The organism is Staphylococcus pseudintermedius, assembly GCF_001792775.2.
Taxonomy (GTDB): Bacteria; Bacillota; Bacilli; order Staphylococcales; family Staphylococcaceae; genus Staphylococcus; species Staphylococcus pseudintermedius.
Genome location: NZ_MLGE02000031.1, coordinates 1 through 516 on the forward strand (window position 1 = coordinate 1; position 516 = coordinate 516).

Consider the following 516-nt stretch of genomic DNA (forward strand, 5'->3'; position numbering starts at 1 on the left):
TCACACCGGCATTCTCACTTCTAAGCGCTCCACATGTCCTTGCGATCATGCTTCAACGCCCTTAGAACGCTCTCCTACCATTGTCCAATGGACAATCCACAGCTTCGGTAATATGTTTAGCCCCGGTACATTTTCGGCGCAGTGTCACTCGACTAGTGAGCTATTACGCACTCTTTAAATGATGGCTGCTTCTAAGCCAACATCCTAGTTGTCTGGGCAACGCCACATCCTTTTCCACTTAACATATATTTTGGGACCTTAGCTGGTGGTCTGGGCTGTTTCCCTTTCGAATATGGACCTTATCACCCACATTCTGACTCCCAAGTTAAATTATTTGGCATTCGGAGTTTGTCTGAATTCGGTAACCCGAGAGGGGCCCCTCGTCCAAACAGTGCTCTACCTCCAATAATCATCACTTGAGGCTAGCCCTAAAGCTATTTCGGAGAGAACCAGCTATCTCCAAGTTCGATTGGAATTTCTCCGCTACCCTCAGTTCATCCGCTCACTTTTCAACGC

Annotated in this window: 1 rRNA gene; it reads right to left on the reverse strand. The window is 47.7% G+C overall.

The features are described 5' to 3' along the window. Positions 1–516 (reverse strand): 23S ribosomal RNA (locus tag BJK46_RS12045); the annotation flags it as partial.